Annotated in this window: 27 protein-coding genes (1 of these 27 only partly in view); 5 read left to right on the top strand and 22 right to left on the bottom strand. The window is 60.3% G+C overall.

The window, feature by feature from the left end; all coding sequences use genetic code 11:
- The 5 genes in view from ACWPWQ_RS04010 to ACWPWQ_RS03990 are tightly spaced (each overlapping or abutting the next) and all read right to left on the bottom strand, a layout consistent with a single transcriptional unit that may run on beyond the window.
- Window positions 1-62: the 5' end (the start) of a TonB family protein gene (locus ACWPWQ_RS04010; protein ID WP_454009061.1), read on the bottom strand. 601 nt of this gene lie to the left of the window's left edge; the window shows 62 of its 663 coding nt (coding positions 1-62); the start codon lies at window positions 60-62; the stop codon falls past the left edge of the window.
- On the bottom strand, window positions 59-460 hold the full coding sequence (locus tag ACWPWQ_RS04005; protein WP_025328850.1) for an ExbD/TolR family protein: 402 nt from the start codon (window positions 458-460) through the stop codon (window positions 59-61). The genes ACWPWQ_RS04010 and ACWPWQ_RS04005 overlap by 4 nt, the downstream gene beginning before the upstream one ends.
- Entirely contained in the window at window positions 457-987 is a 531-nt protein-coding gene (locus ACWPWQ_RS04000) for a MotA/TolQ/ExbB proton channel family protein (protein WP_265435914.1), read from the bottom strand. The genes ACWPWQ_RS04005 and ACWPWQ_RS04000 overlap by 4 nt, the downstream gene beginning before the upstream one ends.
- On the bottom strand, window positions 984-2,279 hold the full coding sequence (locus tag ACWPWQ_RS03995; RefSeq protein ID WP_247627655.1) for a MotA/TolQ/ExbB proton channel family protein: 1,296 nt from the start codon (window positions 2,277-2,279) through the stop codon (window positions 984-986). The genes ACWPWQ_RS04000 and ACWPWQ_RS03995 overlap by 4 nt, the downstream gene beginning before the upstream one ends.
- Window positions 2,276-3,037, bottom strand: coding sequence for a DUF3450 domain-containing protein (locus ACWPWQ_RS03990; protein WP_454009060.1), 762 nt, complete (start codon window positions 3,035-3,037; stop codon window positions 2,276-2,278). Before ACWPWQ_RS03990 ends, ACWPWQ_RS03995 begins: the two co-directional genes overlap by 4 nt.
- Before the next feature lie 212 nt (window positions 3,038-3,249).
- Between ACWPWQ_RS03990 and ACWPWQ_RS03985 the strand changes: the two genes are divergently transcribed.
- The gene (locus tag ACWPWQ_RS03985; RefSeq protein ID WP_005326226.1) at window positions 3,250-4,026 is read left to right on the top strand and encodes a LuxR family transcriptional regulator; all 777 of its coding nucleotides are present in this window, start codon (window positions 3,250-3,252) and stop codon (window positions 4,024-4,026) included.
- A gap of 66 nt (window positions 4,027-4,092) precedes the next feature.
- On the opposite strand, the gene glmS is transcribed toward ACWPWQ_RS03985, so the two are convergent.
- Complete coding sequence (gene glmS / locus ACWPWQ_RS03980; protein WP_139437169.1) at window positions 4,093-5,925, bottom strand: glutamine--fructose-6-phosphate transaminase (isomerizing); 1,833 nt, start codon at window positions 5,923-5,925, stop codon at window positions 4,093-4,095.
- Between the two features lie 56 nt (window positions 5,926-5,981).
- A complete protein-coding gene (locus tag ACWPWQ_RS03975; protein ID WP_139437167.1) occupies window positions 5,982-6,755 on the bottom strand; it encodes a DeoR/GlpR family DNA-binding transcription regulator in 774 nt (257 codons plus the stop codon).
- 123 nt (window positions 6,756-6,878) lie between these two features.
- Between ACWPWQ_RS03975 and blrA the strand changes: the two genes are divergently transcribed.
- From blrA to creD, 4 genes are all read left to right on the top strand, one after another.
- Window positions 6,879-7,553 carry a beta-lactam response regulator transcription factor BlrA gene (gene blrA / locus ACWPWQ_RS03970; RefSeq protein ID WP_429109852.1) on the top strand — a complete coding sequence of 225 codons (675 nt, stop codon included), beginning with the start codon at window positions 6,879-6,881 and terminating at the stop codon, window positions 7,551-7,553.
- Window positions 7,554-7,587: 34 nt separating this feature from the next.
- Entirely contained in the window at window positions 7,588-9,009 is a 1,422-nt protein-coding gene (blrB, locus tag ACWPWQ_RS03965) for a beta-lactam sensor histidine kinase BlrB (RefSeq protein WP_454009059.1), read from the top strand.
- A gap of 104 nt (window positions 9,010-9,113) precedes the next feature.
- The gene (gene blaOXA / locus ACWPWQ_RS03960) at window positions 9,114-9,908 is read left to right on the top strand and encodes a class D beta-lactamase (protein WP_454009058.1); all 795 of its coding nucleotides are present in this window, start codon (window positions 9,114-9,116) and stop codon (window positions 9,906-9,908) included.
- A gap of 117 nt (window positions 9,909-10,025) precedes the next feature.
- Window positions 10,026-11,387: a cell envelope integrity protein CreD gene (gene creD, locus ACWPWQ_RS03955; protein ID WP_454009057.1), complete on the top strand. Its 1,362-nt coding sequence runs from the start codon at window positions 10,026-10,028 to the stop codon at window positions 11,385-11,387.
- Between the two features lie 50 nt (window positions 11,388-11,437).
- Here creD and glmU read toward each other — a convergent pair whose 3' ends face one another.
- The 15 genes from glmU to mioC form a co-directional block, all read right to left on the bottom strand.
- Window positions 11,438-12,799 (bottom strand): bifunctional UDP-N-acetylglucosamine diphosphorylase/glucosamine-1-phosphate N-acetyltransferase GlmU, encoded by a 1,362-nt coding sequence (gene glmU / locus ACWPWQ_RS03950; RefSeq protein WP_454009056.1) that lies wholly within the window; start codon window positions 12,797-12,799, stop codon window positions 11,438-11,440.
- A 93-nt stretch (window positions 12,800-12,892) separates the two neighbouring features.
- Complete coding sequence (locus ACWPWQ_RS03945) at window positions 12,893-13,321, bottom strand: F0F1 ATP synthase subunit epsilon (protein ID WP_025328862.1); 429 nt, start codon at window positions 13,319-13,321, stop codon at window positions 12,893-12,895.
- Between the two features lie 18 nt (window positions 13,322-13,339).
- Window positions 13,340-14,728 (bottom strand): F0F1 ATP synthase subunit beta, encoded by a 1,389-nt coding sequence (gene atpD / locus ACWPWQ_RS03940; protein WP_041206630.1) that lies wholly within the window; start codon window positions 14,726-14,728, stop codon window positions 13,340-13,342.
- A 33-nt stretch (window positions 14,729-14,761) separates the two neighbouring features.
- Complete coding sequence (atpG, locus tag ACWPWQ_RS03935; protein ID WP_041206629.1) at window positions 14,762-15,628, bottom strand: F0F1 ATP synthase subunit gamma; 867 nt, start codon at window positions 15,626-15,628, stop codon at window positions 14,762-14,764.
- A 42-nt stretch (window positions 15,629-15,670) separates the two neighbouring features.
- The gene (atpA, locus tag ACWPWQ_RS03930; protein WP_005326253.1) at window positions 15,671-17,212 is read right to left on the bottom strand and encodes a F0F1 ATP synthase subunit alpha; all 1,542 of its coding nucleotides are present in this window, start codon (window positions 17,210-17,212) and stop codon (window positions 15,671-15,673) included.
- 15 nt (window positions 17,213-17,227) lie between these two features.
- A complete protein-coding gene (gene atpH, locus ACWPWQ_RS03925; protein WP_139437155.1) occupies window positions 17,228-17,761 on the bottom strand; it encodes a F0F1 ATP synthase subunit delta in 534 nt (177 codons plus the stop codon).
- Between the two features lie 13 nt (window positions 17,762-17,774).
- Complete coding sequence (gene atpF / locus ACWPWQ_RS03920; RefSeq protein WP_139437153.1) at window positions 17,775-18,245, bottom strand: F0F1 ATP synthase subunit B; 471 nt, start codon at window positions 18,243-18,245, stop codon at window positions 17,775-17,777.
- Window positions 18,246-18,296: 51 nt separating this feature from the next.
- The gene (atpE, locus tag ACWPWQ_RS03915; RefSeq protein WP_010672265.1) at window positions 18,297-18,536 is read right to left on the bottom strand and encodes a F0F1 ATP synthase subunit C; all 240 of its coding nucleotides are present in this window, start codon (window positions 18,534-18,536) and stop codon (window positions 18,297-18,299) included.
- A gap of 58 nt (window positions 18,537-18,594) precedes the next feature.
- A complete protein-coding gene (atpB, locus tag ACWPWQ_RS03910) occupies window positions 18,595-19,377 on the bottom strand; it encodes a F0F1 ATP synthase subunit A (RefSeq protein ID WP_025328868.1) in 783 nt (260 codons plus the stop codon).
- Window positions 19,378-19,385: 8 nt separating this feature from the next.
- On the bottom strand, window positions 19,386-19,796 hold the full coding sequence (locus ACWPWQ_RS03905) for an ATP synthase subunit I (protein ID WP_162519234.1): 411 nt from the start codon (window positions 19,794-19,796) through the stop codon (window positions 19,386-19,388).
- 190 nt (window positions 19,797-19,986) lie between these two features.
- Complete coding sequence (locus ACWPWQ_RS03900) at window positions 19,987-20,895, bottom strand: ParB/RepB/Spo0J family partition protein (protein WP_171277147.1); 909 nt, start codon at window positions 20,893-20,895, stop codon at window positions 19,987-19,989.
- A complete protein-coding gene (locus ACWPWQ_RS03895; RefSeq protein WP_202048001.1) occupies window positions 20,892-21,695 on the bottom strand; it encodes a ParA family protein in 804 nt (267 codons plus the stop codon). Before ACWPWQ_RS03895 ends, ACWPWQ_RS03900 begins: the two co-directional genes overlap by 4 nt.
- Window positions 21,696-21,722: 27 nt before the next feature.
- A complete protein-coding gene (rsmG, locus tag ACWPWQ_RS03890) occupies window positions 21,723-22,349 on the bottom strand; it encodes a 16S rRNA (guanine(527)-N(7))-methyltransferase RsmG (RefSeq protein ID WP_106887825.1) in 627 nt (208 codons plus the stop codon).
- A gap of 8 nt (window positions 22,350-22,357) precedes the next feature.
- On the bottom strand, window positions 22,358-24,247 hold the full coding sequence (gene mnmG, locus ACWPWQ_RS03885) for a tRNA uridine-5-carboxymethylaminomethyl(34) synthesis enzyme MnmG (protein WP_139437145.1): 1,890 nt from the start codon (window positions 24,245-24,247) through the stop codon (window positions 22,358-22,360).
- 508 nt (window positions 24,248-24,755) lie between these two features.
- A complete protein-coding gene (gene mioC / locus ACWPWQ_RS03880) occupies window positions 24,756-25,205 on the bottom strand; it encodes an FMN-binding protein MioC (protein WP_404837460.1) in 450 nt (149 codons plus the stop codon).
- Window positions 25,206-25,586 lie beyond the last annotated feature (381 nt).

The following is a 25,586-nucleotide window of genomic DNA, read 5'->3' as shown; positions in this document are numbered from 1 at the left end:
AACAGCAGGATCCCCAGGCTGAGGGCAATCCCCAGCCCCAGGCTCATCAGCTTGAACTTCATTTCGGCGCCACCGCCACGGCGATATTGGCGATGCCTGCCGCCTTGGCCTCATCCATCACCCGCACTACCTTGCCATGGGGCACCCGCTCATCGGCCTGGATCACCAGGCTGGCATCGGGCTGCTCCGACAGCAGACGGGCCAGACTGGCCTGCACCCGCTCCACATCCACCTGTTTGCGGTCGAGGAAAATCTGCCCCTGGGCGCCGATCGCCAGCATGATGCTGGAGGACTTCTGCGCCTTGGCCTGGCTCGCCTGGGGCCTGTGCACCTCTAGCCCGGCTTCCCGTACGAAGGAGGTGGTCACGATGAAGAAGATCAGCATGATGAACACGATATCCAGCATGGGGGTCATGTCGATCTGCACTTCATCACGCTGGCGTTTGGATTGCCGTCTCATTGCATTACCTTCTCTTCTCGCAGGCCGTCCCGGGTCTTGGCCAGCGCACGCTTGGCCTGGCTCTCGAGACGACTGAGTAACAACACGCCGGAGAGCGCCACCACCATGCCTGCCATGGTGGGGATGGTGGCGCGGGAGATCCCACCCGCCATGCTCTCCGGGTTAAAGCGGTTGGCGGCGGCCAACGCATCGAATACGCCTATCATGCCGGTCACAGTGCCGAGCAGACCCAGCATGGGGCAGAGCACCACCAGGGTGCGGATGAAGATGAGATGGCGGTTGAGCTCGAGTTCGGCCTCGGCCAGCCAGCGGCTGCGGATCGCCTTGGCGTGCCAGCTGTGGCGCTCGCTGCGCCCCTGCCAGCGGCCGAACAGCTGCTGCTGCAGCGGGCCGAAGCCCAGGTTGAGGTAGAGCAACCGCTCGATCATCAGAATCCACATCAGCACCAGCAAGGCCAGGATGACCCAGAGCACGGGGCCGCCACGGCCCATGAAGCTCTGCAACTGTTGCCAGATGTCGACCATCATGCCACCCGCTCCATCCCGTCCCCGTTATTCTCGGCCCGCTCGGCCAGAATGCCGGCGACCTGCTGCTCCAGCACGTTGGAGAGCTCGGTGAAACGGGATTGCAGCAGGCTGTGGGCCAGGATCAGCGGAATGGCGGCCACCAGCCCCTGTACCGTGGTGATCAGCGCCATGGAGATGCCGCCCGCCATGATCTTGGGATCGCCGGTGCCGAACTGGGTGATGGCCTGGAAGGTGCCTATCATGCCGGTGACGGTGCCGAGCAGCCCCAGCATGGGGGCGATGGCCGCGATCACCTTGACCATGCCGATGCCACGCTCCATCCGGGGCGTCTCCTGCAATATGGCCTCGTCCAGCCTCAGTTCGAGGGTCTCCATGCTCAGCTCCGGGTGCTTGTCCGCCACCGTCAGCACTCGACCGAGGGCATTGTCGGCGTGGTATTCGCCGCTCTTGAGCTGGCGACGCACCAGGGTCAGTTCGCGGGAGAGGGTCCAGAGCCGCACGGCGGCAATGCCGAGGCCGATGGCGGCCAGCAGCACTATGATCGCGCCTACCTGGCCCCCTTGCTGGACTTGCTGCCAGAAGGTCGGTGCCTGGGCCTGCATCTCGAGCAGGACGCCGTGGGAGGGATCCAGCGGCAACGCCTCGCCTTCCTTGCCCTGATAGGCGGTCAGCTCGGACAACAAGCCGCCGGGCAGTCCCAGTACAGGGATCAGCCCTTCGCCGCTCGGTTGCAGGAAGCCTTCGCTGCCAAACAGCGCGAAGCTGCCGACCCGGGTCAGCGCCTGCTCACTGGCCGCACCCTGGGCATTGAGCACCTTGCCATCGAACTGGACAACCCGACCCGACTCGCGGATCTCCTGCAGCAGGGTGGCGGGCAGCAGGGCGAGGGCGGCGCGATCCGGCACCTGCTTGTCCTGGGCCATGGCCTTCAAGGCAGTCAGGCGATCCGGATACTGGCCCTGCACCGAGGAGTCACCCAGCAGCTTGACCGCATCGCTGGCCCCCTGACGGGTCACCGCGAAGATCTCGTTCATGTCGCCGGAGGCTTGCTCCCAGCGGGTGTTGAGCTCGACCAGCTGCTTTTCATTGCTGGCAAACTGGCCGGCCAGCTCCTTGCTCAGGCGCTGAGCCTCGGCCAATCTGGCGCGGGCACTGTGCAATTCGGTGGAGACAGACGCCAGATCCTGCTGTGCCTGTTGCTCGCGGGCCTGTTCCTGCTGTTGCCACTCTTCATTGGCAAGGGCCAGCTGGGAGCAGAGGGAGAGGGTGATCAGAAGGGGGAACCATTTCATGACTGAGCCTCCTGGCTACGCGCGACAGACAGGGGCACATGCAACAGTTGCGGGACTTTCTTGTCGGCCGCCATGTCCAGCGCATCGGCAAGGGGGGTGAGCCACTCGCTATCCAGCGGCAACCAGGCCTTGCTCTCGGCGGACCAGCGCCAGCCCTGGGTGCGATCGGCTGTCATGGCCAGCAGGGAGACGCGACCGAGCGCCAGCACATCGACCCGGCGCTCGGCACCATCCAGCGCCAGCTGGGCGGGATAGGCATCCATCCGACTGCCGTATTCGGCTTCGATCTGGTAGGCCTGCAGCAGCTGGCGGAACTTCTCCGCCTCGCTCACGTCCGCCCGGGCCAGGGTCACCTTCAACTGCTCGACCCGCGCCAGACGGTCCTCCTTGCGCAGGGGAATGTCATCCTGCACCAGCTTTTCCAGATCCGCCTGCATCTGCAACATCAGCGGGATCAGGCCTTGACGGGTCTCCTGAACCGCTTCCAGCTGTTGAGTCAGCTTGCCCAGCTCATTCTGCTGATCGGCCACCAGAGACTGCATGTAGCGGTTGTAGGCTTCCAGATCCCGCAGTTGCAGCTGGGCATTTTGCAGCTCCAGCCGGGCGGCAACGGCGGCATCGGCCGCCTTTTCTACGCGCTGCTGGGAGGCTTTCCCATCCGCGATGCTGTTTTTCAGTGCGGGCGCGACCAGATCGTCTGCCGAGGCGACGAAATGAACGGCCAATGGCAACAAGGCCAGACCCCAGATCTTTTTCATGGTACACAATCTTAACAATGATAACTATTCTCATTGTCTCAAAGAGTGGGGTCAGTGGCAATCAGATGATTTTCTTGGCCTGTGGCTGAAAAAACAGGATACTTTTTAGACAAGCACGGGAACAACTGGCGTTGGTAGTCACAACACCATTTTAAATAACTAAAAAATGTCTTTTCGATCAGGATGATAAGTGGTCGAAAAAGGAGACTTACATGTTTAACGATGCGATCTGGGAACACATAGATCGGTTCACCAAGGCCAAGAAAACCAGCGACATCCAGCAACAACTGGAGCGCTTCAGCCATCAGATGGGATTTGATTACTTCAGGTTGCTGATCATTTTCCCCATCAGCATGCAGAAATCACACGTGGCCTTGTTCAACAACTGCCCGACCAGCTGGTTTGATGCCTACACGGAGCGGCACTACCTGACCCAGGATCCTGTGGTCTTCCTGGGCCTGAAGCAGACCCAGCCCATCTTCTGGAACAAGCTCGACTGCGACTCCCCCTGGCTGCCCAGCGCCAGCCGGGAAGTGATGAACCTCGCCGCCGACTTTGGCGTGCGAAACGGTGTCTCCTTCCCGCTGCACACCCCTCAGGGGGAACACGGCATCCTCTCCTTCATCAGCAAGGAAAGGTCCAACTCTGACCTGATGTTTGAAAACGTTCCCATGCTCTCATTTTGTGCCAGCTACATCTTCAACGCGGCGCTGCAGCTGATAAAGAGCAGGCCGGACCTGATGAAGCATCTGGCCGAGCTGTCGGATCGGGAGAAGGAGTGCCTGTTCTGGGCCAGCGAAGGCAAGACCTCCTGGGAGATAGCCACCATACTCGGCATCAGCGAGCGTACCGTGAACTTCCACCTCAATCAGGTCACCAACAAGACGGATTCGAAGAACCGCAACCAGGCGATCGCCAAGAGCATCTCCAGCGGCATCATAGTGCCCTCGCTGGACGACGTGACCATCACCAACCTGCGGCTGTCATAACGGCAACCCCACCAGCCAAACAAAAAGAGCCGCAACAGCGGCTCTTTTTTCATGTCTGACAACGGCTTATTCCACGGTCACGGATTTCGCCAGGTTGCGCGGCTGATCCACGTCGGTGCCCTTGATGAGGGCCACGTGGTAGGAGAGCAGCTGCAACGGCACCGTATAGACGATGGGAGCTATCATCTCTTCCACGTGATTCAGGCTCATCACCCGCATGGTCTCGTCGCTCTTGAAGCCGGCGTCCGCATCGGCGAACACATAGAGGATACCGCCACGGGCGCGCACCTCTTCCACGTTGGACTTCAGCTTCTCCAGCAGATCGTTGTTCGGCGCCACGACGATGATGGGCATCTCGGCATCGATCAGTGCCAGCGGGCCGTGCTTGAGCTCACCGGCGGCATAGGCCTCGGCGTGGATGTAGGAGATCTCTTTCAGCTTGAGCGCACCCTCCATGGCGATGGGGTACTGGCTGCCACGGCCGAGGAAGAGGCTGTGATGCTTGTCGGCAAACTCTTCGGCCAGGGTCTCGATCTGCTTGGCCAGGGCCAGGCTCTCCTTGATGCGCAGCGGCAGGGCCTGCAGCGCCTTGACCAGTTCGGCCTCGGCGGCGGCGCTCAGGTTGCCGCGGCAGTGACCGACGGAGGCCACCAGCATCAGCAGGCCGGCCAGCTGGGTGGTAAACGCCTTGGTAGAGGCCACCCCGATTTCAGCCCCCGCGCGGGTCATGAAGGCCAGGTCGGATTCCCGCACCAGGGAGGAGCCCGGCACGTTGCAGATGGCCAGGGAGCTCATGTAGCCGGACTCCTTGGCCAGACGCAGGGCCGCCAGGGTGTCGGCGGTCTCGCCGCTCTGGGAGAGGGTCACCAGCAGGCTGTTGGGGCGCACCACGGACTTGCGATAGCGGAACTCGGAGGCAATCTCCACATCGCAGGAGACGCCGGCGATTTCCTCGAACCAGTAGCGGGCCACCATGCCGGAGTTGTAGGAGGTGCCGCAGGCCACGATCTGGACATGCTCCACCTTGTCGAAAATGGCACGGGCGCCGTTGCCGAAGGACTCGACCACCACGTGATCCGTACCCAGACGGCCTTCCAGGGTGTTGGTGATGGCCTTGGGCTGCTCGTAGATCTCCTTGAGCATGTAGTGGCGGTACTCGCCCTTGTCACCGGCGTCATGGGAGAGCTCGGACTCCAGCTCCTCGCGCACCACGGCATTGCCGTCGGTGTCGAAGATGTGCACGTCGCGACGGGTCACCTCGGCCACGTCCCCCTCTTCCAGGAAGATGAAACGGCGGGTCACCGGCAGCAGGGCCATCTGATCGGAGGCGATGAAGTTCTCGCCGATGCCGCGACCTATCACCAGAGGCGAGCCGGAGCGGGCCACCACCACGCGGCTGTCGTCACGGCTGTCCATCACCACTGTGCCGTAGGCTCCGCGCAACTGCTTCACCGTGACCTGCATGGCCGCCAGCAGGCTGGGGGCGGATTTCAGCTCGTGGTGCACCAGGTGGGCAATCACCTCGGTGTCGGTGTCAGAGGTGAACTCGTAGCCCATGCCCTGCAGCTGGCTGCGCAGCTCTTCGTGGTTCTCTATGATGCCGTTGTGCACCACAACGATATGCTCGGAGACATGGGGGTGGGCATTGCGCTCGGACGGCTCGCCGTGGGTCGCCCAGCGGGTGTGGGCTATGCCGGTACCGCCATGGACGGACTGCTCCTCCAGTGCCTTGGCCAGCTCGGCCACCTTGCCCAGACGACGCACCCGCTGCAGCGGCTGGTTGGCGCTGAACACGGCCACACCGGCGGAGTCATAGCCACGGTATTCCAGACGGCGCAGGCCTTCTACCAGGATTTCAGCCACATCACGTTGGGCCACAGCCCCGACGATGCCACACATAGACTTCTCCTCAAGAGGTAAAAACGGAAATTCGTTTGGATAGTTGGATGTTTGGGTCAAACCGCCACGGGGGCGCAGATCAGTGCTATCCCCCGGGCCTGGATCTGTGCTCTGGCCTCGTCGTCCAGCCCCTCGTCGGTCACCAGGGTATGGATGCTGGACCAGGGCAGCTCGAGATTGGGGATCTTGCGGCCTATCTTCTCCGACTCGACCATGACGATGACCTCGCGGGACACCTCGGCCATTACCCTGGAGAGGCCCACCAGCTCGTTGAAGGTGGTGGTGCCCCGCTCCGGGTCTATGCCGTCTGCGCCGATGAACAGCTGGTCGAAGTCATAGGAGCGCAACACCTGCTCCGCCACCTGCCCCTGGAAGGATTCGGAGTGGGGATCCCAGGTGCCGCCGGTCATCAGCAGGGTAGGTTCGTTCTCCAGCTCGCGCAGGGCACCGGCCACGTTGAGGGAGTTGGTCATCACGATGAGGCCGCGCTTGCTGCCCAGCATGGGGATCATGGCGCTGGTGGTGCTGCCGCTGTCGATGATGACGCGGTTGTGATCGCGGATGCGCTCGGCGGCGGCACGGGCGATGGCCAGCTTTCGTTTCGAAACTTGATCCGGGTTGCTGTCCACCACCATCTCGCTCGGCAGGGGCACGGCACCACCGTAACGGCGCAGCAGCAGACCGCCGGTCTCCAGCACCGCCAGATCCTTGCGGATGGTCACTTCCGAGGTGGAGAAGTGCTTGGCCAGGGCATCGACGCTGACTTCGCCCTGTTCCTGCACCAGGGTCACTATAGTGTGACGGCGCTGTTGAGTGTTGCGTTTGGTCATCTTAAAGTTTCGATTCGAAAGAATGTCGAAATATTAATACCTTTTTGGGAAAAATCAAACGGCAAATAGGATCCGATTTGGTTCGATGCCAGAATGGTCAGGCCGATATGTGACGAGGACGCCATGCAAAAACGAGTCATCTGGCTGGTGGAAGATGAGGCCAGCATCGCCGACACCCTGATCTATGCCCTGCAGACCGACGGTTTCGAGGTGGAGTGGTTCCCCCTCGGCCAGCCGTTGCTGGCGCGACTGGAACAGTCGCGCCCGGACTTTCTGATCCTGGATGTGGGGTTGCCGGACATCAGCGGCTTCGAGCTGTGCAAGCAGGTGCGGGCCCTGACCGACACTCCCCTGATGTTTCTCACCGCCCGCAGCGAGGAGATAGACAGGTTGATCGGGCTGGAGATAGGGGCCGACGACTATGTGGCCAAACCCTTCTCGCCGCGGGAGGTGTGCGCCAGGGTGAGGGTGATACTGCGCCGCAGCCAGCCGAGCGCTTCCCAGCCCAGCGCCCTGCTGGCTCTGGACGAGGAGCGGGCCCGCATCTGCTTCCACGGTCAGCCCCTGACCCTCACCCGCTACGAATACCTGCTGCTCAAGACGCTCATGCAGGCACCGGGCCGGGTCTACTCCCGCCAACAGCTGATGGACCTGGTGTGGAGCGGGGCCGAAGAGAGCCTGGATCGCACCGTCGACACCCACATCAAGACCCTGCGCGCCAAGCTGCGGGAGCGGGACTCCGAGGCCAATCTGATCCTGACCCACCGCGGGCTGGGCTACAGCCTGGAGCTGGCATGAACTCAGGGGTGCCGGGCACCGGCCGGGGGATGAGATGAGAATCGGATTGCAACTGCTGTGCGGCCTGGTGCTCATCTTCGCCCTGGCCGCCTGGTTCGTGCTGGAGATCTTCGTCGAGGAGATCAAACCCGGGGTGCGCAGCGCCACCGAGGATACCCTGGTGGACATGGCCCAGCTGCTGGCCCCCCTGGCCCTGGACGATCTGCAGGAGGGGAAGATGGCGGATGGCCGACTGGCCAGCGCCTTCGCCCGCCTCAACCAGAGCCCCATCAACGCCCTGATCGACGGTCACCTCAAGCAGCAGGCGGAATACCGCATCTATGTGGTCGACGCTAAAGGCAAAGTGGTCTATGACTCGGACGGGGTGGATCTGGGCAAGGACTATTCCCGCTGGAACGACGTCTACCGCACCCTGCGCGGGGAGTATGGCGCCCGCAGCACCCGCAGCGATCCCGACGATCCCGCCAGCTCTGTGATGCACGTGGCAGCCCCCCTGCGCGAGGGGGACGAGATCCTGGGTTCCCTCACGGTCGCCAAGCCCAACAGCACCCTGTTACCCATGATAGAGCGCAGCGAGCACCAGCTGTTGCAGGGGGCGGCCCTGCTGCTGTTCATCTCGCTGCTGATCGGCGCCCTGCTGGTGTGGTGGCTCACCCGCGCCATCGGCAAGCTGGTGCACTATGCCGATGCGGTCAGCCAGGGTCAGCCCGCCAGCCTGCCGAGGCTCCACAGCCCGGAGCTGGACCGGCTCGGCCACTCCCTCGAGACCATGCGCCGCCAGCTGGACGGAAAATCCTACATCGAAGCCTATGTGCACAGCCTGACCCACGAGCTCAAAAGCCCGCTGGCCGCCATCCGCGGGGCAGGGGAGATCCTCGCCGAGGCGCCGCCCCCCGAGGTGGCGCGGCGCTTTATCGGCAACATCAACCTGGAGACGGCACGCATGCAGCAACTGATCGAGCGCATGCTGCAGCTCGCACGCCTCGAATCGGGGCAGGGGCTGGACAGACAGGCCACAGCCCCCGCCACGCTGGGCAGGCGGGCTCTGGATGCCCGCCAGATAGTCGCAGCCCGTCGTCAGGTGGCCCTGGCGGCAGAGCTCGCCGACGCCCCCAGGCAGAAGTGGGATCCCCTGCTGGTGGAGCAGGCACTGGGCAACCTGCTGGACAACGCCCTCGACTTCTCACCCGCCGGGGGTCACATCCGGCTGAGTGGCGCCATGGAGGAGGGGGGTTACTGCTTCCGGGTACGGGATCAGGGGCCCGGCATCCCGGACTATGCGCTGCCGCGGATCTTCGAGCGCTTCTACTCCCTGCCCAGACCCGACAAGGGCAAGAGCAGCGGCCTCGGGCTCAGCTTTGCCGCCGAGGTGGCGCGCCAGCACGGCGGCCGGCTGACCCTGGGCAACCAGCCGGAAGGTGGGGTACTGGCCGAACTCTGGCTGCCTGCCGGCTAGGGGACTTCACACTGAACACACAGAGCCGGGCTAAGCTGCGCCTCCTCGGATAGGGTCCCGCCCGGACCCGTCTACCCGCGTTCTGATGAATCAAGGAGATGTTCATGTCCCGCATTCTGTTGTCCGGCCTGCTTGCCGCCGGCCTCTTCTGTGCCTTGCCCGCCAGCGCCACCACGGGCTGCCTGCTGTTCGCCGATGGCAGCGGCAAACCCCTCAGTGCCCAGGGTGACTGCGCCAGCCAGCTGACGCCCGCCTCCACCTTCAAGATCCCGCTGGCGCTGATGGGCTATGAGAGCGGCTTCCTGCTGGATGAACAACTGCCCGCCCTGCCATTCAAAGCCGGCGACCCTGACTTCCTGCCGGAATGGCAGCAGACCACCACCCCGAGCAACTGGATGAAGTTCTCGGTGATCTGGTACTCCCAGCGCCTCACCGAGTGGCTGGGAGAGGCGCGCTTCCAACAGTACGTCGACCGCTTCGACTACGGTAACCGGGAGCTGTCGGGCAACCCGGGCAAGCACGACGGTCTGACCCAGGCCTGGCTCAGCTCCAGCCTCGCCATCAGCCCCCAGGAGCAGGCCCGCTTCCTCGGCAAGCTGGTGAGCGGCAAGCTGCCGGTCTCCGCCGAGGCGGTGCGCCGCACCAGCACTCTGCTGCGTCAGCCCGACATCGATGGCTGGCAGATCCACGGCAAGACCGGCATGGGCTATCCCAAGCTGCTGGATGGCAGCCTCAACCGGGATCAGCAGATCGGCTGGTTCGTCGGCTGGGCCAGCAAGCAGGACAAGAAGCTCATCTTCGTGCACACAGTGGTACAAAAACCCGGCAAGCAGTTCACGTCCCTCAGGGCAAAGGAAGAGGTGTTTGCCGCCTTGCCAGCAGAGCTGAAGAAACTCTGATCCCCAACCGGCGCCTGGCGCCGGTTTTTTTATCCCCCTTCACTCCCACTTCACAGGGCCCCATCCCCCCTTCACCCGACCAGGGCACAGTCGACCCCATCAACAAGGAGAGGTGTCATGGTCAAACAGATATTCACCCACAAGATAACGCTGCTGCTGTTGCTCAGCCTGCTGCTGATGATCCCGGTTCACTCCATCATGGAACTGAACCGGGAGCGCCAGGCCTACCGCAGCCAGGCCATCCACAGCATCATGGCCAGCAGCAGCGGTCCGCAGCGCCTGCTGGGGCCTGTGCTGGTGCAACCCTATACCCGGGCCGTCACCGTCGAGCAGGATGGCAAGCGCTTCGTGCGCGAGGAGCGGGTCTATCGCTACCTGCTGCCGGACAGACTGGATGTGCGGGCCAGCATGGAAGTCACCCCGCGCAAGCTCGGCATCTATCAGGCCCAGGTCTATCACGGCCGGCTCTCCCTCTCCGGCCGCTTGCCGGCCAGCCTGGCCGACAAGGTGCTGGTGGCCGGCAACCCGGACCTGAGCTTCGACGCCGCGGATCCCGCCCTGATCCCGGGCAAGCCCTACCTCAGCCTGGTGCTGTCCGATGCTCGCGGCATCAGCAGCGTGCCCGAGCTGCAGCTGGGGGAGCGGCGCATTCCGTTCGCCCCCGGAGCCTTGCTGGGTGACGGCCTGGCCGGCATCCATGCTCCGCTCGAGCGCCTGCCCGGGGAAGATGGCCGCTTTCACATCGAGCTTAACCTGCAGGGCATGAACGCACTCGAGGTGGTGCCGATCGGCCAGGACAGCAGGTTCAACCTGAGTGGCAACTGGCCTCATCCCAACTTCATCGGCGATTTTCTGCCCGGCAGCCGCACCTTGAATGATCAGGGGTTCGACGCCAGCTGGCAGACCAGCTGGTTTGCCACCGACATGGAGCGTCGCTTCACCCGCATGATGAAGGGAGCGGGGAGCGATTTGCCCACCTTCAGCGTCAGCCTGGTGCAGCCGGTGGATCACTATCAGCTGAACGAGCGGGCCGCCAAGTACGCCCTGCTGTTCATCGGCCTCACCTTCCTCAGCTTCTTCATGTTCGAGCTGCTCAGGGGGCTGCGGGTACACCCGATCCAGTACGCCCTGGTGGGCATGGGGCTGGCCATCTTCTATCTGGTGCTGCTGGCGCTGACCGAGCACCTCGGCTTTGGCTGGGCTTATCTGGTCGCCAGCCTCGCCAGCGTGTCGCTCAACGGCTTCTACCTCAGCCATGTGCTGGGGGGGCCGCGTCAGGGCCTCGGCTTCGCGGCCCTGCTCGGGCTGGTCTACGCCATCCTGTTCGGGCTGCTGCAAGCCGAGGAGATAGCCCTGCTGCTCGGCGCCCTGCTGCTGTTCGCCATACTGGCGCTGGTCATGGTGCTGACCCGCAAGCTGGACTGGTATGGGGTGATGGGCAACCCACCCCCTTCTCCAGCCCCTACTCAGGAGAGCTGAAAACAAAACCGGCGCCCTCAGGGCGCCGGTTTCATTTCATTGATCGGGCATCACTTCTTCTTGACCGGGCGGGCCCAGTTCTTGATGTGGCGCTGGGGCACCCGGGTGATCACCAGCTCGTGCTCGGCCACATCCTTGGTGATGGTGGAGCCCGCCCCCAGGGTCGCCCCCTTGCCGATGCGCACCGGCGCCACCAGCTGGGTATCGGAGCCGACGAAGACGTCATCCTCTATGATGGTCTGGAACTTGTTCACCCCATCGTAGTTGCAGGTGATGGTGCCGGCACCGATATTCACCTTGGCGCCGATCTCCGCATCCCCCAGATAGGTCAGGTGACCACACTTGGAGCCGACCCCGAGCCGGGATTTCTTCATCTCGACGAAGTTGCCGACATGGGCATCCTGCTCCAGCACGGCACCCGGGCGCAGACGGGCGAAGGGACCGACCGAACATTGATCGGCCACCAGGGCACCCTCGATGACGGAGTAGGGTTTCACCTCGCTGTGATCGCCAATCTCGCAATCCTTCAACACGGCACCGGCACCTATGCGCACATGGTTGCCGAGCTTGACCTTGCCCTCGATGATGACGTTGACGTCGATCACCACCTCCTCCCCGATCTCCAGGGTGCCGCGCAGATCGAAGCGGGCCGGATCGATCAGGGTGACCCCGGCGATCATCAGCTTCTCGGCCTGCATCTGCTGATAGCTGCGCTCGAGGGCAGCCAGCTGGACCCGGTTGTTGGCCCCTTCCACCTCCATGGCGCTGTCCGGATGGACGGCGGCGATGGGGCAGCCATCCCCATGGGCCATGGCGATCACGTCGGTCAGATAGAACTCCCCCTGGGCGTTCTTGTTGTCCAGGCGCGACAGCCAGCCGCTCAGCTGGGCGCCATTGGCCACCAGCACACCGGTATTCACCTCGCGGATGGCGAGCTGTTCGGCACTGGCATCCTTCTGCTCGACGATACCGACCACCTGGCCGTTTTCCCGCACTATGCGGCCGTAGCCGGTGGGGTTGTCCAGCACCACGGTCAGCAGCGCCATGCCGTCGTCGGCCTTGGCGGCCAGCAGCCGTTGCAGGGTCTCGGGCTGGATCAGCGGGGTGTCGCCGTAGAGCACCAGCACCTCATCCTCATCCTGCCAGAACGGGATCGCCTGGGCGACCGCATGGCCGGTGCCCAGCTGCTGCGCCTGCAACACCCAGCTGAGATCCGGGGCGGCGATCCGCTCCTTGAGCAGCTCGGCGCCGTGGCCATAGACCAGGTGCAGTTGCTCGGCACCTATCTGGCGAGCGGTGTCGATCACATGGGACACCATGGGTTTGTTGGCGACAGGGTGCAGCACCTTGGGCAGAACGGAACGCATGCGAGTACCTTTACCCGCAGCCAGGATCACGACGTTGAGAGACATAGCCAGCCTTTGAAACATGAGGAAATGCTCGGCGGAGTCTATCCAACGGGCAAAAAAAAAGCGACCCGAAGGTCGCTTTTTGCATCACCGTGATTAGCGGTAATTCTTTTTGACGATATCGATAACCCGCAGCTGGGCCATTGCTTTGGCCAGCTCGGCAGACGCCTGAGCATAGTCGATATCACCATGGGAGCTGCTGATCCGCTCTTCGGCACGACGCTTGGCTTCCTGGGCTTTCGCCTCATCCAGGTCATCGGCACGAATGGCGGTATCGGCCAGCACGGTCACGGCTTCGGGTTGTACTTCCAGCATGCCGCCGGAGATGTACAGCACCTCTTCGCTACCATTTTGCTTGATCAAGCGGACCAGGCCCGGCTTGATGGCAGTCAGCAACGGAGCATGACCGTGGCGGAGACCCAGCTCACCCTCGGAGCCTGTTACCTGGGCAGATTGCACGCGACCGGAAAACAGTTTCCCTTCGGCGCTCACTACATCCAGGTGAAATGAGATCATCTCAGCCATGGGCCCTCCTATCGAGGCTTACAGTTTCTTGGCTTTCTCGACGACTTCGTCGATACCGCCAACCATGTAGAACGCCTGCTCGGGCAGATCGTCATACTCGCCTTTCAGGATGCCCTGGAAACCGCGAATGGTCTCTTTCAGCGGCACGTACTTGCCGGAAGAACCGGTAAATACTTCGGCCACGAAGAACGGCTGGGACAGGAAACGCTCGATCTTACGGGCACGGGATACAGTCAGTTTGTCTTCTTCTGACAGTTCATCCATACCCAGGATGGCGATGATGTCCTTCAGCTCCTTGTAGCGCTGCAGCACGATCTGCACACCACGAGCGGTCTCATAGTGATCCTTGCCAACCACCAGCGGATCCAGCTGACGGGAGGTGGAATCCAGCGGGTCAACGGCCGGGTAGATACCCAGTGCCGCGATCTGACGGGACAGAACTATGGTCGCATCCAGGTGGGCGAAGGTGGTCGCCGGAGACGGGTCGGTCAAGTCATCCGCAGGCACGTAAACGGCCTGGACTGAGGTGATGGAACCGGTCTTGGTGGAGGTGATACGTTCTTGCAGAACACCCATCTCCTCGGCCAGGGTCGGCTGGTAACCTACTGCGGACGGCATACGGCCCAGCAGTGCGGATACCTCGGTACCGGCCAGGGTGTAACGGTAGATGTTGTCCACGAAGAACAGCACGTCACGACCCTCGTCACGGAACTTCTCGGCCATGGTCAGACCGGTCAGCGCCACGCGCAGACGGTTTCCGGGCGGCTCGTTCATCTGACCGTATACCAGGGATACTTTGTCCAGTACGTTGGACTCCATCATCTCGTGGTAGAAGTCGTTACCCTCACGGGTACGCTCACCCACACCGGCGAATACAGAGTAACCACTGTGTTCGATCGCGATGTTACGGATCAGCTCCATCATGTTGACGGTCTTGCCTACACCGGCACCACCGAACAGACCGACCTTACCACCCTTGGCGAACGGACAAACCAGGTCGATAACCTTGATGCCGGTCTCCAGCAGCTCGGCGCTGTTGGACTGATCTTCGTAGCTGGGGGCTTCGCGGTGGATGGACCAACGCTCTTCTTCGCCGATCGGACCCTTCTCGTCGATGGGCTCGCCCAGTACGTTCATGATACGACCCAGGGTCGAGGTACCAACCGGTACCTGGATGGCCTTGCCGCTGTTAACTACTTCCAACCCACGACGCAGACCGTCGGAGGAACCCATGGTGATGCAACGAACGACGCCGCCGCCGATCTGTTGCTGAACTTCCAGTACCAGACCCTGGCCTTGGCCTTCGCTGATGACTTTCAGTGCATCGTACACCTGGGGCACGGCATTCTGCGGGAACTCGATGTCCACTACAGCGCCGATGATTTGGACGATGAAACCGTTACTCATGTCAAATCCTCTAAACCTTTGATAACCCTTGCCTTACACCGCAGCAGCACCGGATACGATCTCTGTCAGTTCCTGGGTAATACTGGCCTGACGGGCCTTGTTGTACACCAGTTGCAGATCGTTAATCAGGTTGCCGGCGTTGTCAGTCGCGGCTTGCATGGCAACCATTCGGGCTGCCTGTTCACTTGCCAAGTTTTCTACCACGCCCTGGTACACCTGGGATTCGACGTAGCGAATCAGCAGGGTATCCAGCAGCTGCTTGGGATCCGGCTCATAGAGGTAATCCCAGTGGTGTTTCTTGGCGAGCTTGCTGTCTTCTGTTACGGGCAAAGGCAGCAGTTGATCGACTTTTGGTTGCTGAACCATGGTGTTGACGAACTTGTTGTACACCAGATACAGCCTGTCAATCTCACCGTTGTCGTAAGCCTTCAGCATGACCTTGACTGAACCAATCAGGTCATTGACGCTCGGGTTGTCACCCAGTCCGGAGACATGGGCTTTCACCTTGGCGCCGTGCCGTTCAAAGAAGTTGGAGGCCTTGCTACCGATCAGTGCCAGGTCAACCTTGGCACCTTTCGCGCTCCATTGCTTCATATCGTTGAGGGCAGCTTTGAACAGGTTGATGTTCAGGCCGCCACACAGGCCACGGTCGGTGGAGACGACGATGTAACCCACTCGCTTGACCTCACGTTCGATGAGGTAGGGGTGCTTGTATTCCAAGTTCCCCTGAGCGATATGGCCGATCACCTTGCGCATGGTTTCAGCGTACGGACGGCTGGCAGACATGCGTTCCTGCGCACGGCGCATCTTGCTGGCTGCCACCATTTCCATAGCGCTGGTGATCTTCTGAGTGTTCTTCACACTCCCGATCTTGTTACGTATCTCTTTTGCGCCGGCCATCTCTTCTCTCCATCAGGTGGCAGCTTGCGCTGCCACACACGCTTACCAGGTCTGGGTTGCCTTGAAGCTATCCAGCAACGCAGTCAGCTTGCCAACGATCGCGTCGTTGTAGTCGGCCTTGGCATTGATTTCAGCCATCAGCTCGGCATGCTGGGTATTGGCGTAAGAGAGCAGAGCGGCTTCGAAGTCGACTATCTTGCTCAGTTCGACATCGGCGAGGTAGCCCTTCTCGGCGGCGAACAGCACCAGAGACTGGTGAGCCACGCTCATCGGAGAGTACTGCTTCTGCTTCATCAGCTCGGTCACTTTCTGACCGTGATCCAGCTGCTTGCGAGTCGCATCGTCCAGATCGGAAGAGAACTGGGCGAAAGCCGCCAGCTCACGATACTGGGCCAGCGCGGTACGGATACCACCGGACAGCTTCTTGACGATCTTGGTCTGAGCGGCACCGCCCACACGGGATACGGAGATACCCGGGTCAACCGCCGGACGAATACCGGAGTTGAACAGCTGAGTGGTCAGGAAGATCTGGCCATCGGTGATGGAGATCACGTTGGTCGGAACGAACGCAGACACGTCGCCGGCCTGGGTTTCGATGATCGGCAGCGCGGTCAGAGAACCGGTCTGGCCAGTCACGGCACCCTTGGTGAACTTCTCTACGTACTCGACGTTGACGCGGGAAGCACGCTCCAGCAGACGGGAGTGCAGATAGAAGACGTCGCCCGGGTAAGCTTCACGTCCTGGCGGACGGCGCAGCAGCAGGGAGATCTGGCGATAGGCTACGGCCTGCTTGGACAGGTCATCATAGATGATCAGCGCGTCTTCACCGCGGTCACGGAAGTACTCACCCATGGAGCAACCGGCATAGGGAGCCAGGTACTGCAGGGCAGCAGCTTCGGAAGCGGAGGCGACGACCACTATGGTGTTGGCCAGGGCGCCGTGCTCTTCCAGCTTGCGCACCACGTTGGCGATGGTGGAGGCCTTCTGGCCAATCGCAACGTAGACGCACTTAATGCCGGAGTCTTTCTGGTTGATGATGGTGTCGATCGCGATGGCGGTCTTACCAACCTGACGGTCACCGATGATCAGCTCACGCTGGCCACGACCGATGGGGATCATGGCATCGATGGCTTTCAGACCGGTCTGGACTGGCTGGTCAACAGACTTACGCTCGATAACGCCCGGGGCAATGACTTCGATCGGCGAGTAGCCGTCGTTGTCTACCGGACCCTTACCGTCGATCGGCTGACCCAGGGTGTTGACCACCCGGCCCAACAGACCACGACCGACCGGCACTTCCAGAATACGGCCGGTACCCTTTACTTTCATCCCTTCAGCCAGGTTGGCATAGGGACCCATGACAACGGCACCAACGGAGTCACGCTCCAGGTTCAATGCCAGAGCGAAGCGGTTACCCGGCAGCTCGATCATTTCACCCTGCATGGCATCGGCCAGACCGTGGATACGAATGATACCGTCACTCACAGAGACGATGGTACCTTCGTTACGCGCTTCGCTTTTGACATCAAACTGCGCAATGCGCTGCTTGATCAGCTCGGCGATTTCAGTGGAATTCAGTTGCATGCTCTAATACCCCAATCAAGATTGCAGCGCGTCGGCCATGCGATCCAGCTTACCGCGGACCGTGCCGTCGATAACCAGATCACCGGCCTTGATGAGCACCCCGGCCATCAAGGACGCATCTGTGCTGCAATTCAGCTTCACTTTGCGCGCGAGACGTTGTTCCAGAGAAGCCTGAATAGCGGCCTTCTGCTGGTCGGTCAGTTCGATCGCCGAAATCACGTCAGCCTGAACTTCTTTGTCCAGTTCAGCCTTGAGCGCGACATATTCAGCAACGACAGCCGGCAGCACACCCAAGCGACCATTCTCAGCCATCACCCGGATCAGGTTCTGACCATGCTCGTTGAGCTGCTCACCGCAGACACCGACAAACAGATTTGCCAGTTCTTCGGCGGCCACGGAGCCGTTTACCAGGTCATGGATGGTCTCGTTCTCTGCCACTTGTGCGGCGAAACCGAGCATCTCCAGCCATTGGTCAACCGCCTTGTGCTCAACGGCAAACTCGAAAGCAGCCTTGGCGTAGGGGCGAGCGATTGTAGTCAGTTCAGACATAGCCCCGTTCCCGTTACAGTTCTGCTACCAGTTTGTCGACGATGTCGCTGTTGGCAGCCTGGTCGATTTGGCGTGCCAGGATCTTCTCTGCACCCGCGATGGCAAGAGCAGCAACCTGCTTGCGCAGTTCTTCTTTGGCACGATGACGTTCAGCTTCGATCTCTGCACGGCCCTGAGCCAGGATTTTTTCCCGCTCTGCTTGAGCTCCAACAGCGGCTTCATCAATGATCTGGGCCTTGCGTTTGTTGGCCTGATCGATGATTTCAGCAGCCTGAAGCTTGGCTTCTTTCAGCTGATCGGTGGCGTTGGCCTTGGCCAAATCCAGATCTTTCTTGGCACGTTCGGCAGAAGAGAGACCATCAGCAATTTCTTTCTGACGGGCTTCGATGGCAGCGATCAGCGGCGGCCATACGTACTTCATGCAAAACACTACGAAGATGAAAAAAGCAACTGCTTGGCCGAGGAGGGTGGCGTTGATATTCACAGCCGATGTCCTCTTAAGTTAGTTAATGGGTTCTGCGTGAGTCGTGACGACTTAGGCAACCGCAAACATCACATACAGACCCAGACCAACGGCGATCATCGGGATCGCATCCACCAGACCCATGACGATGAAGAACTGGGTACGCAGAACAGGGATCAGGTCCGGTTGACGAGCAGCACCTTCCAGGAACTTGCCACCCAGGATACCGATACCGATGGAGGCGCCGATAGCCGCCAGACCCATCATCATTGCAGCAGCGATGTACAGCAGGTCCATGTTCAAGTTTTCCATGAGGATCTCCATTTATTTAGATGTAATTGATTGTATAAAAAGGATTATTTGAGTTGCATCAACCATGGTCTTCTTGCGCCATCGACAGATAGACGATGGTCAGAACCATGAAGATAAACGCCTGCAAAGTGATGATCAGGATGTGGAAAATTGCCCAAGGCACGGACAGGATCCACTGTGACCACCAGGGTAACAAACCCGCAATCAGGATAAAGATCAGTTCGCCAGCATACATGTTGCCGAACAGTCGCAGACCCAATGAAACAGGCTTGGAAATCAACGTGACGGTTTCAAGGATGAAGTTAACCGGGATGGCAGCGGGATGGTTGAAAGGCTGAAGCGTCAGCTCCTTCACGAATCCGCTGATACCCTTGACCTTGATGCTGTAGTACAGGATCAAGAAGAACACGCCCAAAGCCATGGACATGGTGATGTTAACGTCAGCAGAGGGAACCACACGCAGATAGGGAACACCCATCAACTGTGCAGCGTGAGGGATAAAGTCAACGGGGATCAGATCCATGAAGTTCATCAGGAAGATCCAGACAAACACTGTCAGTCCCAGCGGTGCGATGACCGGGTTCCGACCATGGAAGATGTCTTTGACGTTACCATTCACAAACTCGACCAGCATCTCCACAAAGCACTGCAGTTTACCGGGCACACCGCTGGTGGCCTTGACGGCTACACGGCGGAACGACCAGATAAACAGGGCGCCTAGCAAGACGGAAAATATCATTGAGTCGATATTCACCGTCCAGAACCCGGACCCGACTTGCAGGTGGGTCAGGTGGTGGGAGATATATCCCTGAGGAGTCAGGACTTCTCCGGTTGCAGACATGAGTTTTCCTAATAGTGGTTGTTAAGCGTGAATGAAACTATCCACTGTACAACGAGGGCGAGGATATAAGTGGCGAAGAACGAGACGGTGTCGACCTCGATCCCGGAGCCAAACATCAGGGCGAAAAGTCCTGTTGTAGTAATGAGCTTAATCCCTGCCCCACCATAAAAGTCCCGCAAAACCAGGCCCACGCTCTCTTTCGTCACCTTGCGGCGCAGAACCCAGAGCGTGAACAGGGCTTGAGGAACCCAGTACATTCCCCCCCCGAAGAGGGAAGAACGTCCGGCAAGCGCCCCGCTCTGATAAAACCAGACGGAACCGATCGCCAGGATCAGGATGAGCTGACAAACGAGCATAGCCAAGGCTAGCGTCAAACCTTCCAAGGCTACTTTCTGTTTCACCAACCTACCCCTGAACATTACAGAACTGTAAAAAATCGGGATCCGAAGACCCCAGGTTCACAGCTCGAAAAGCCGGTCAAATTATACCCGTGAAGACGGCTATTGCAACATGGCAAAAATCCTTAATTTTTGCGGCTTTCCGCGCGAAATTAAGGTTATGTTCATATCGAAAGGAATGGATGTTTTATTACTACAAAAAGCGTAAAAATCACGATTCTGACAGACCAAAATAGCCCAATACCCGGTCCAAATCCGCTAAGTTATCGTAACTTATTACTAACTTGCCGCTATCCTTCTTGCCTGGCTGAAGTTGTACCTGATTGCCAATTTTTTCTGAAATCTGGCGCTCGAGGTAACCAAACTGCGGATCGCGGACTGGCTCGACCTTGGTTTTTGCCGGTTCCAGCGTTTTTTGCACCAGTTTCTCGGTATCTCGCACCGTCAGCCCCTTCTGGGCGACCAGCTTGGCCAGCTCCGACTGGGCCGGGCCGCTCAGGGCAAGCAGGGCACGGGCATGGCCCATGTCGAGATCCCCGTGCTCGACGAACCGCTTCACGTCCTCGTTGAGCTGGTTCAGGCGCAGCAGGTTGGTGACCGTGGTGCGGGACTTGCCCACCGCCTCGGCCACCTGCTGGTGGGTCAGCTCGAATTCGGTCAGCAGTCGCTGCAGGGCCACCGCCTCTTCGATGGCGTTGAGATCCTCGCGCTGGATATTCTCAATCAACGCTATGGCCACCGCCGCCTCGTCGGGCACGTCCTTGACGATGCAGGGCACCACCTCGAGCCTGGCCAGCTGGGACGCGCGCCAGCGCCGCTCACCGGCGATGATCTCGAAGCGATTCTCGCCGATGGAGCGTACCACTATCGGCTGAATCACGCCTTGCGCCCGTATCGAGTTGGCCAGGTCTTCCAGCGCATCCTGAGACATGTCCTTGCGCGGCTGGTACTTGCCGGACTGCAGCCACTCCAGCGGCAGCTTGCGCAACTCGCCCTGGTTGGTGGGGGCCATGGCCTGTTCGGTACGCTGGTCGCTCATCACCTGTTTCTGGCGGGCGGCCGTGCTGGTGCTGAGCAGGGCATCCAACCCCTTGCCCAGCCCACGTTTCTTCGGCGTCATATGCTCTCTCGGTCTGCGGTGATCGGCTGAGACTCCTGCTCCTGACGACGCAGGATCTCGCCAGCCAGGGCCAGATAGGCCTTGGCCCCCACCGATGATTTGTCATAGTGCATGGCCGGGGCACCGAAGCTCGGCGCCTCCGCCAGTCTAACGTTGCGGGGGATGATGGTGCGATAGACCTTGTCCCCGAAATGCTGTTTCAGCTGATCGGACACATCATTGGCCAGCCGGTTGCGGTGATCGAACATGGTGCGCAGCACCCCTTCGATCTTCAGCTCCGGGTTGACCACGGCCGCCAGCTTGCTGATGGTATCCACCAGGGCGGTGAGCCCTTCCAGCGCGTAATACTCGCACTGCATGGGCACCAGCACGGAGTCGGCGGCGGCCATGGCGTTGACGGTCAGCATGTTGAGAGAAGGCGGGCAGTCGATGAAGACGTAGTCGTACTTGTCCCGTACCGAGGCCAAGGCGTTGCGCAGGCGGATCTCGCGGGCGAAAAACTCCATCAGACGGATTTCCGCCGCCGTCACGTCGGCATTGGCGGCGATGAGGTGATAGCCACCCGAGGTCTCGGGGATGATCACCTCCTTGATGGGGGTGTCTTCGATCAGCAGTTCATAGGCGGTGCGTTCGACTTCGTACTTGTCGACGCCGCTGCCCATGGTGGCATTGCCCTGCGGATCCAGATCGATCACCAGCACCTTGCGCCGGGTGGCGGCCATGGAGGCGGCCAGATTCACACAGGTGGTGGTTTTACCCACTCCACCCTTCTGGTTGGCTATGGCAATGACTTTTCCCACACTATCCCCTAAATGAATACGGCGGCCCTATTCGGGCTGGATGGCTTTAAACTCCAGCAGATGACGCTCACCTTCCAGTTCGGGCACCACCAGCTGATGGGTGGCAACCAGGCGAATGCTGGCAGGCAACTGTGCCAGTTCCTGCTCGGGATATTGTCCCTTGAGTGCCAGGAAGCTGCCCTCGGGTGACGGCAGATGGTGACACCAGTTCAACATGTCCTCCAGGGAGGCGAAGGCCCGGCTGAGAACGCCATCGAAGCCCACCTCGGGTTGATACTCCTCCACCCGGGATTTGACCGGCGTCACATTGGTCAGCCCCAGCTCCTGGATCACCTGGCGGATGAAGTTGATCCGCTTGCCCAGGCTGTCGAGCAGCACGAACTGCTTGTCCGGATTGATGATGGCCAGCGGCAGGCCGGGCAGACCCGGGCCTGTGCCCACATCGATGAAACGCTCACCGTGCAGGTGAGGGCTCACCACCAGACTGTCGAGGATGTGCTTGACCAGCATGGCGTCCGGATCCCGCACCGAGGTGAGATTGTAAGCCTTGTTCCACTTGTGCAGCAACTCAACCAACTGCACCAACTGGGTCTTTTGAGTGTCGGTGATAACAATACCGGCCTGCATGAGCAGGCCGTTCAATCTTTCCAGCATGGGATTCCTCAGGCGGTTTTACGCAGCAGGCCGTGTTTCTTCAGGTGAACCAGCAGGATGGAGATGGCCGCCGGGGTGATGCCGGAGATGCGGGAGGCCTGACCTATGGTCTGCGGCTTGGCATCGTTCAGCTTGGCGATCACCTCGTTGGAGAGACCGTTCACGTCGCGGTAGTTCATGTCCAGCGGCAACAGGGTGTTCTCGTTGCGCAGCTGCTTCTCCACCTCGTCGTGCTGGCGCTCGATGTAGCCGGCGTACTTGATCTGGATCTCCACCTGATCCGCCGCGGCCGCGTCTTCCAGCGCCGGGCCGACCCCTTCGATGGCCATCAGGGCATCGTAGGTCACCTCGGGGCGACGCAGCAGCTCTTCCAGGCTCTGCTCCCGGGTCAGGGGCGTGTTCACCAGGGCGTTGACTGCCTCCAGCGACGGGTGCTGCGGGTGGATCCAGGTCGAACGCATGCGCTGACGCTCCTGCTCCACCTGCTCCATCTTGGTGTTGAACAGGCTCCAGCGATGGTCATCCACCAGGCCCAGCTCGCGACCAATGGCGGTCAGGCGCAGATCGGCGTTGTCTTCCCGCAGCAGCAGACGGTATTCGGCGCGGCTGGTGAACATGCGGTAGGGCTCGCGAGTACCCAGGGTGGAGAGATCGTCCATCATCACGCCCATGTAGGCCTGATCCCGGCGCGGATGCCAGGCATCCTTGCCCTGGGCGCGCAGACCGGCGTTCAGACCGGCCATCAGCCCCTGGGCGGCCGCCTCTTCATAGCCTGTAGTGCCGTTGATCTGGCCGGCGAAGAAGAGGTTTGGAATGCACTTGCTCTCCATGTTGGCCTTGAGATCCCGCGGATCGAAGAAGTCGTATTCGATGGCGTAGCCGGGGCGGGTGATGTGGGCATTCTCGAAGCCACGGATCGAACGGACGATCTGCACCTGCACGTCGAACGGCAGGCTGGTGGAGATCCCGTTCGGGTAGAGTTCGTGGGTGGTCAGGCCTTCCGGCTCGACGAAGATCTGGTGCGCCGTCTTGTCGGCGAAACGGGTGATCTTGTCCTCGATCGACGGGCAGTAACGAGGGCCTATCCCCTCGATCACCCCGGCGTACATGGGGCTGCGATCCAGGTTGTTGCGGATCACCTCGTGGGTCTTCTCGTTGGTGTGGGTCACGTAGCAGGGCACCTGACGCGGGTGCTGGCTGGCGTTGCCGATGAACGAGAAGACGGGGCGAGGATCGTCACCGTGCTGCTGCTGCATCACGGAGAGATCGACGGTACGGGCATCGATGCGTGGCGGCGTGCCTGTCTTGAGCCGATCGATGCGCAGGGGCAGCTCACGCAGACGCTGGGCCAGGGCGATCGAGGGAGGATCCCCGGCGCGACCGCCCTTGTAGTTTTCCATCCCGATGTGGATCAAACCGTTCAGGAAGGTTCCTACCGTCAGCACCACCGTCTTGCCGCTGATGCGGATCCCGCTCTGGGTGACCACGCCGGCGACGCGATCCCCGTCCATGACGAGATCGTCGCAGGCTTGCTGGAAGATCTTCAGGTTCGGGTAATTTTCCAGGGTCTGACGCACCACGGCCTTGTAAAGCAGGCGATCCGCCTGGGCACGGGTGGCGCGCACCGCGGGCCCTTTGGAGGAGTTGAGGGTGCGGAACTGGATCCCGCCAAGATCGATGGCCTGCGCCATGATCCCGCCCAGGGCATCCACTTCCTTGACCAGGTGTCCCTTGCCGATCCCGCCGATCGCCGGATTACAGGACATGTGTCCCAGCGTATCGATGTTATGGGTCAGCAACAGGGTATTCAGGCCCATACGGGCGGCCGCCGTTGCTGCTTCGGTTCCTGCATGACCGCCACCGACGACGATCACATCAAATTGTTCATGGTATTGCATTGGGGATCACCTTGATCTGCACGCCTGAAGATCTTTATTTGCCTGGGCTGAAGGGCGGATCATTCTATCCGTTTCGCCTCTTGAGGGGAACGTCTACTTCAGGATCAGTATGGATGCAGGATCCGTTAGTAGATCTTAAGGATCTTTAGATCGATCTTTTACTGGATCTTTTATTAGGATCCGGGGTTTCTGTTGATAAGCCCTTTTTGATCATAAAGATCATCCGTTTAAAGACGATCCCAGCTTGTGGAAAAGCTTGGATCCCAGGGCTGTGAACGGGGGGATAACCAGTGGTTTTATACACAGACCAGAACTGGATTAGATCTCATACATGGATAACTATAGGTTTTACAGAGCTTAACACTGTAGTTATGCACATTACCCCTGGGCGTTGTGGGTAACCCTGTAGAACAACTCTCCCGGATCTATCTGTTAATAACCTGGTGGATAGGAATTTGGGGATAAGTGGGGAGATCAAGGTGTTTTTACCGGATCTCCCAGGCCCTGATCAGGCGATCATCTGCATCCAGTCCTGGATCCAGGCTTCGGCGGCATCTTCCGGGATCTCGTGCTGGGTCACGTCTATCTCCAGACGATCCCCGATCCGGCTGGCGCCACACTCGGCCAGCAGTCGATCCAGCGTCTTGCCACCCTGGCAGAAGGTGTCATAACTGCGGTCCCCAAGCCCGATCACCCCATATTTCAAGGCGTTGAGATCCGGATGCTGGTCGGCAAGATCCTTGGCGAAGGGCTGAAGATTGTCGGGCACATCGCCGGCACCGTGGGTGGAAGTGATCACCAGCAGGATCGCATCCGGCTCCGCCAGCACCTCGGCCAGGCTGGCCGGGTTGTGGATCCGGGTCTGGTGGCCCGCCTGTTCCAGCAGGCTGGCGACATGATCTGCGACATATTCGGCGGCGCCCAGCATGGAGCCGACGACAAGATTGAGTTTGGCCATGGAATGGATCCTGATGTCATCGAAAGAAACGGAGAGCCGGGATTCTACCGCCAAAGGATGTGGATAAATATGGATAAAGCTTGGGGATAAGGATCCTGCACGATTTTTATGGCAGAGGCCGCCCTCGCCATCTTTTTTCATCTTCCCCTGTGTGCCCTTCTCTTGATCTCCCTCCTGAATGAGTCTTTCTGCCGGAAAAGTCGCCAGTTGATACAGCAGGTAACAATAGAGATGCAAATGATTAGCAATTATTGAATCGATTCGATCATGGCTCCTGTAGTAGCATTATGCCGATTTATTCGCCTAAGGAGTCGGGCAGACCGGCAGCATTGGGCACCCATAATAAGAAACCAATTTATAACTCATTGATATTTGAGACAC

The organism is Aeromonas sp. Marseille-Q7275 (assembly GCF_965119515.1).
This window is presented reverse-complemented; position numbering and strand designations above follow the sequence as displayed.